This is a genomic window from Vreelandella massiliensis (genome assembly GCF_900155385.1).
Lineage (GTDB): Bacteria > Pseudomonadota > Gammaproteobacteria > Pseudomonadales > Halomonadaceae > Vreelandella > Vreelandella massiliensis.
The window spans coordinates 1-6,438 of sequence record NZ_LT699753.1 but is presented as its reverse complement, the minus strand read 5'-3'; the positions used below and the strand labels follow the sequence as shown (position 1 = coordinate 6,438).

At 63.2% G+C, this 6,438-nt stretch carries 6 protein-coding genes and 1 pseudogene; 6 read left to right on the top strand and 1 reads right to left on the bottom strand.

All coding sequences use genetic code 11. The features are described 5' to 3' along the window. From BQ9846_RS16730 to BQ9846_RS15725, 6 genes and pseudogenes are all read left to right on the top strand, one after another. Positions 1–264 (top strand): annotated as a pseudogene (locus BQ9846_RS16730) (hypothetical protein); the annotation flags it as partial. Next, positions 255–1,199: an ABC transporter substrate-binding protein gene (locus tag BQ9846_RS15745; protein WP_075882003.1), complete on the top strand. Its 945-nt coding sequence runs from the start codon at positions 255–257 to the stop codon at positions 1,197–1,199. The pseudogene BQ9846_RS16730 and the gene BQ9846_RS15745, both read left to right, overlap by 10 nt. A 16-nt stretch (positions 1,200–1,215) precedes the next feature. Continuing rightward, positions 1,216–3,030: an ABC transporter ATP-binding protein gene (locus BQ9846_RS15740; RefSeq protein WP_075882002.1), complete on the top strand. Its 1,815-nt coding sequence runs from the start codon at positions 1,216–1,218 to the stop codon at positions 3,028–3,030. 136 nt (positions 3,031–3,166) lie between these two features. Further along, a complete protein-coding gene (locus BQ9846_RS15735) occupies positions 3,167–3,535 on the top strand; it encodes a hypothetical protein (RefSeq protein ID WP_075882001.1) in 369 nt (122 codons plus the stop codon). A 126-nt stretch (positions 3,536–3,661) separates the two neighbouring features. Continuing rightward, positions 3,662–5,128 carry a dihydrolipoyl dehydrogenase gene (locus tag BQ9846_RS15730; RefSeq protein WP_075882000.1) on the top strand — a complete coding sequence of 489 codons (1,467 nt, stop codon included), beginning with the start codon at positions 3,662–3,664 and terminating at the stop codon, positions 5,126–5,128. Between the two features lie 182 nt (positions 5,129–5,310). After that, the gene (locus BQ9846_RS15725; RefSeq protein ID WP_075881999.1) at positions 5,311–5,691 is read left to right on the top strand and encodes a DUF6746 family protein; all 381 of its coding nucleotides are present in this window, start codon (positions 5,311–5,313) and stop codon (positions 5,689–5,691) included. A gap of 58 nt (positions 5,692–5,749) precedes the next feature. Here the strand turns inward: BQ9846_RS15725 and BQ9846_RS15720 are convergent, their stop codons facing one another. After that, entirely contained in the window at positions 5,750–6,328 is a 579-nt protein-coding gene (locus BQ9846_RS15720; RefSeq protein ID WP_235818992.1) for an MFS transporter, read from the bottom strand. Positions 6,329–6,438 lie beyond the last annotated feature (110 nt).

Below are 6,438 nucleotides of genomic sequence, written 5' to 3'. Positions count from 1 at the left end.
CAGTGGCTCGCCGAGCGGGGGCTCGAGGCGGAGCTGGCGGTGGACGCCGTCGAGGCACCGGAAACGCCCTGCACGGTGCCGGTCACCGTTCGCTGGCAGGCCGGGCCGCAGGCGGGCGCCTTGACCGTTCGCTGCCGCTCGCAGGAGCTGACCGGTTATGGCAACTGCGGCGACATGGCCATCGGTGAGGTCAATACCATACTTTCCTGGTGGGCCGAGTCGGTTACCCACGTGCCAGCCGGGGAGGCATCGTCATGCGTCTAGTCCTCTTTCTTGCCGGCCTGGCGATGGCCACGAGCGCCGTCGCCGAGACGCGTACCGTCGAAGGTGCCAACGGCAGTATCGAAGTGCCCGCCGAGCCGAAGCGGATCGTCTCCCTCAACGACGCATCCATCACCCACCCGCTGATCGAGCTGGGGGCGCCGGTGGTGGCCAGCCACGGGCGGCTCGAATCCGACGGCACGCCCTATTTGCGCGGCGTTCGCGATTTACGCGGCGAGGGGTTCGAGGATCACGACATCGCTTTCCTCGGCGCCTTCAACCAGCTCGACGTCGAGCGCATTGCAGCCCTCGCGCCGGATTTGATCATCGCACCGCCCTGGCAGCAGGAGGTATTGCCCGGCCTTGAGCGCATCGCCCCGGTGGTCATCCTGCCCTGGTCGGAGCAGGGCAGTCTGGAGGTGTACCGGCTGATCGCCGAGGCGGCCGGGCGTCTGGAGCAGTACGAACACCTGCTTGCGGGCTATCGTGAGCGCGTCGACGAGTTGCGCGACTGGCTCGGCGACTCCTCGGCGATCCGCGTTGCCATGCTGCAGGCGCAGGACAGCCAGGTCTCGCTCTACGGGGACTACGGCGCGTTCAGCCAGGTGGCCGAGGATGTCGGCTTTGGCGCTCCCGCTCTGGTGGGTGATTACGCGGGGGCCGAGTTGCGCCTGAGTTCGGAACTTTTGCCTGACCTTGAGGCGGATTTTGTCTTCGACACCTTTGAGCCGAATTTCGGCGATACGCCCGAAGACCCCGCCAAGCGCTTCGAACAGGCGCTGCCGGGCTGGTGCGAATGGCTCTTCGCCTGCCGCAACCGGCAGTACGTGCTGCTCGAGCGCAGCAAGATCATGGGGGAGAGTTTCGACGCCTACCACTACGTGCTCGACCAGCTCACCACCCACATCGCCGGCCGCGACTACGTATTGCAGGACTGACTCACGGAGAGCCCCCATGCCCCAGCCTTCCGGCCAGCCGCCGTTCCCGGGCAGCCCCATCGCCTTCACCGCCTGGGCGGTGCGGCGGTTTATCCCCCGCCGCGCCTGTCTCATGGTGCTGACGGCCGTGCTCGCGGCCGGCTTGCAGGCGTTCATCCCTTTTGTCATCGGGCGCCTTGTCGATGCCGTGACGGCGGTCGCCGAGGGCACGACAGCGCCGCAGGAGATCGCTTGGTTGTTCGCGGCGCTGGTGGCGTGCTGGCTGCTTGGCCCGCTGTTTCAGCGCCTCTACGTGCTGGTCAACGCCTACACGGTGCCGCGCCTGCGCGCTGATGTTACCAACCGCCTGTTCGCCTGGACCACCGGCCACGCACCGCAGTTCTTCCACGACCGCTTTGCCGGTGCGCTTACCCAGCGCGTGCGTCAGGCCGCCGACGGTGCCGGTTGGCTGTTGAACGAGGTGGCCGCAGCGGGGCCGCGAACCTTCGTCACGCTGCTGGTCTCCGGTGGGCTGATCGCCACGACGTTGCCGCAGTTCGTGGTCGCCTATGTCGTTTTTGCCGGGCTCTTTGTCGCCGTGGCCGTGGTAATGGCGTATTTCGGCGTCGAGTTCTCGCGGCGCATGGCCGAAGCGCGCTCCCGGGTGAGCGGGCGCCTGGCGGACAGCTTCGGCAATGCCGAGGTCATGCGCGACTTCGCCGGCGCGCGGTACGAACAGAGAGTGCTCGACGGCGTCGTCGCCGAAGAGTACCGCTGGACCCGCAACGCCCGGCTCTATTTCACCGCCATGCGCGTGGCGCTGCTGCTCATCACCGTGGGCTTCATGACCGGGCTGACCTGGGTCGCGCTGGGGCATGCCAGTGAAGGTACGCTCAGCGCCGGCGACATCGCCATGCTGCTCACCATCGGCGTCAACCTGGCCATGGTGATCACCGAGCTCGGCGACGACGTGCTGGAGTGCTTCGAGTTCGTCGGCATCCTGCGCGAGAGCCTCGGTTCGCTCGCCGCTCCCCATGCCATCGTCGATGCCCCGGGGGCGCCGCCGCTCGAGGTGACGGATGGTGTCATCGAACTGGACAAAGTGCGCTACGGCTACGCCGATGGCACCCGCGTGTTCGACGGCCTCACTCTCACTATCGGCGCGGGAGAGCGGGTGGGGCTGGTCGGCCCGTCAGGCGCGGGCAAGAGCACACTGCTCAAGCTGCTGGCCCGCCATCACACCCTTGAAGAGGGGGGCATCCGCATCGATGGCCAGGACATCGCCGCCGTCGAGTGGGAGAGCCTGCACCGCAAGCTCGCCAAGGTCTCCCAGAGTAATGAGCTGTTCCACCGCAGCATCCGCGACAACATCCGCTATGCCCGCCCAGAGGCCACCGACAGAGAAGTGGAAGAAGCCGCCCGCGCCGCCCATTGCCACGACTTCATCGCTTCCCGGCCGGGCGGCTACGACGCTGTGGTGGGCGAGCGCGGGGTGAAGCTCTCCGGCGGTGAGCGTCAGCGTATCACCATCGCCCGGGCGTTGCTCAAGGATGCCCCCATCCTGCTGCTGGACGAGGCGACGGCGTCGCTTGACAGCGAGAGCGAAGCGGCGATCCAAGCCGCGCTGTGGCGGCTGATGGAAGGCCGCACGGTGATCGCCATCGCCCACCGCCTCTCCACCGTCACGCGGATGGACCGGATTCTCTACATGGAGGCCGGGCGCATCGTGGAAGCCGGCAGCCACGCCGAGTTGCTGCGACGTAACGGCGGCTACGCCGCGATGTGGCGGCGTCAGGCCGAGGCGAACGAAAGGCCGGAACAAGCGGTTTCAGCCCGCCAAATATCTCTGTAGCAAAAACATCGTAGACAGCCTGGCAGCGCTGTTCATCCCGGGGGCGCCGGCACTTGACGGGGAGAATCGTGGCGGGTAAATTAATGAGAATTATTTTTGTTTGAGAAAGGGGCGTCATACCCAGGGGGTTACTGATATGGCTACTGAACTGCGTCAGCTTCGTCAAACGCTTATTTTTCTCCGTACCTCGTTTGAAGCCGTGCAGCACTCCATTGCCGGCCGCCTTGATGATCCGCTGCCGTGCTGGCTCGATGCCAGCCTGCTCGCCATGCTGAGCCGCGAACTCAAGCGCTGTTATCACGAGGCCGCCTTGGTGAACCCGCCCCTCGCGAAACAGGTGCTGATCGCGTCCCAGCACAGCGATCTGCTGCTGCGACAGTGTCCCGGCGTCATGAGCAGCGCAGTCTGCTTTCGCCAGCTGGAAGGCGTGTTGAAACCGCTGAACGCGGCCATTTCCCTTCTGAGCTACCCGGAAAAACGTAGCTGGCCCTGGCAGCGGCGTTAATTAGCGTCTCGCCTAACTCCCTAGACGAGAGAAGCCGCAGCACGCGGCATTTTGTCTATCCTGGTATAAGGTTATGCATCGACATGTCACCGTGAGGTGTCGATACCATTATCAGGAGGACACGATATGCAGCAGCGCCATACCGATATCGCCATCATTGGCGCCGGCAGCGCGGGGTTGAGCGCCTGGCACGCGGCCAAAAAACATACCGATGACGTGGTCTTGGTCGAAGCCGGTGAGTACGGCACCACCTGCGCCCGCGTGGGGTGCATGCCCTCCAAACTACTGATTGCCGCCGCGGATGCCGCGCACCGGGCACGTCAGGCGGACGTGTTTGGCGTTAACGTCGGCGCCGTCGAGGTGGATGGCAGCGCGGTGATGGCGCGGGTCAAGCGCGAACGCGACCGCTTCGTCGCAGGTGTACTCGACTCCATGAAGCGTATTCCCGCCTCCCACCGGATCCGCGGGCACGCACGCTTTATCCAGCCGCATACGCTTCAAGTCGACGACCACACTCAGCTGACTGCCAACGCGATCATTATCGCTACCGGCTCGCGCCCGAGCTGGCCAGGGATGCTCGAACCCGCCGGCGACCGCTTGATCGTGAACGATGACGTCTTCGAGCGGGACACGCTGCCCGAATCGGTTGCGGTTTTTGGCCCCGGCGTGATTGGCCTGGAGCTAGGTCAAGCCCTGAGCCGCCTAGGCGTGCGTACTCGTATGTTCGGCGTGGGCGGGTCGATCGGGCCGCTGCAATCAGAGAAGGTGCGCCAAACGGCGGACGAGGTGTTCAACCATGAGTTCTATCTCGATGCTGACGCTGACGTAAAGCATATTGAGCGGCAAGGCGAGGGCGTCGCGATCACGTTCATCGAGCGCGACAGCGGACGCGAGCTCACGGAAACCTTTGACTACGTGCTCGCCGCCACCGGGCGGCAAGCCAATATCGACCGGCTCGATATCGAAAGCGCCGAGCTCTCTTTGGATGAGCATGGCGTGCCCCATTTCAACCGCTTTACCCTCCAGTGCGTGAACGCCGACGACAGTGAGAGCCATATTTTTATCACCGGTGACGCCAACCAGGCGGTGCCGCTTTTGCACGAAGCCGTTAGCGAAGGGAAGATTGCCGCACGTAACGCCGCCAACTTGGATGATGTGCAGGTTGGCAGGCGCAACGTGCCGTTATCGGTCATCTTTACCGAACCGCAAATCGCCATCGTGGGGGATAACCGCCCGTCGCTTGAAGCGCGCTACGGCGGCTGCGACTGCATCGCCGAAGGCGGCGTATCGTTCGACGATCAAGGCCGCGCCACCGTGATGGGCGAAAATCACGGCTACATGGCGCTTTTTGCCGAGCACGGCAGCGGCGCGTTTTTGGGCGCGGAGCTTTTGGGACCGCGCGTGGAGCACATGGCCCATCTGTTGGCCTGGGCACTGGAGCAGAAGCTCACCGTGAGTGAGATGCTGGCGATGCCGTTTTACCACCCGGTGCTAGAAGAGGGGCTGCGCACCGGCTTGAGCGACTTGAATGCGGCTTTGAAGCAAGGCCCGGCGATTACCGAGCGCTGCATGGAGTGCGGACCGGGGGATTGAGCGAGGTCAACTATTCGGCAAGTTTTTGCGCTTAGCTTTTGCAATTGTGAATTGTAACGCTTCTCATTGGTGGTTATGGATGCTAGATTGTTAATGCAAATTGTTAGTATTCATTGTCTCGCTGGTTGGAATTGGCCGATCAGCCCAACCCGGTCGCAGCCGGAATCATCAAGGAGTGTGTTATGAAACGAGTCGCTGCCCTAGTTCTCGCGGGTATGATGAGCAGTGGTATTGCCGTGGCGGATGAGCACGACCACGATCGCGCCGACCACTTCGAAGGCAAACCGTCTGAGACCCTGGAAGAGGCCGTTAAGAACTTCTCCGAGGGTAATGCGGAGCTGGCGGAAATCCTTGCCGCCGATACCATCTCCAACGAGCAGATGGGTGAAATCCACATGCTCACTTACACCATCGAAAACGCGCTGCAGAAGATCGATGCCGAAGTGGAGGCCATGGCCATTTCGCTGGAAGAAGTTCACCTAGGCTCTGAAACGCTGGATCAAGCGCGTGTCACCACCAATGGCGCGGATTATCTGGAAGCGGCGCAAACGCTGGTCGAATAATCCGCCAGTCGTTTCACTGCAAGCTAAGCGGCCCGGTCAATCGATCGGGCCGCATGCGTTAGGCCAGACGTTCGGAGGAAAAACGCACTTTCCACCCGATCAGCGCGATAGCCACCAGCAAAATCGGCGCGAGCATGACAATGTTAAGGGTTTCCCAACCCAGTCGGTGCAGCAGTTGACCGGACATCAGCGAGCCGATGGCCACTAGCGAGAAGATAATCAGATCGTTAACGCCCTGCACTTTACCCCGTTCGGCTTCGCTGTGAACCGAGGCGAGCAGCGCACTCCCGCCAACGAACAGAAAGTTCCAGCCCACGCCCAGCAGCACCAGTCCGGTCCAGAAGTGAGCTAGGCTCATACCCAGGTTGGTCACGGCCACGGTGGCGAGAAGAATCACCACACCGGCGGTAAGGATGCGCTCAACGCCGAAGCGGGCGATCAGGCTGCCGGTAAAAAACGACGGTGCGTACATGCCCAGCACATGCCACTGCATGATGAACGCCACTTGCGACATCTCAAACCCTTGGGCGCGCATCGCCAGCGGCGTGGCGGTCATCACGAGCACCATGACGCCGTAGCCGATCGCGCCAGCCACCACCGCGACCACGAAGCGCGGCTGGCGGGCGATGTGCGCCATGGGTATAAGAGACAGGGGCCCGCCCCGGGGCCGGTTAGTAAGGAGGCAAAAAGTTATTGCGGCACCATCCAGCCCACTGCTCATCGACGAGAAAGATCGGGAGGGCGGCG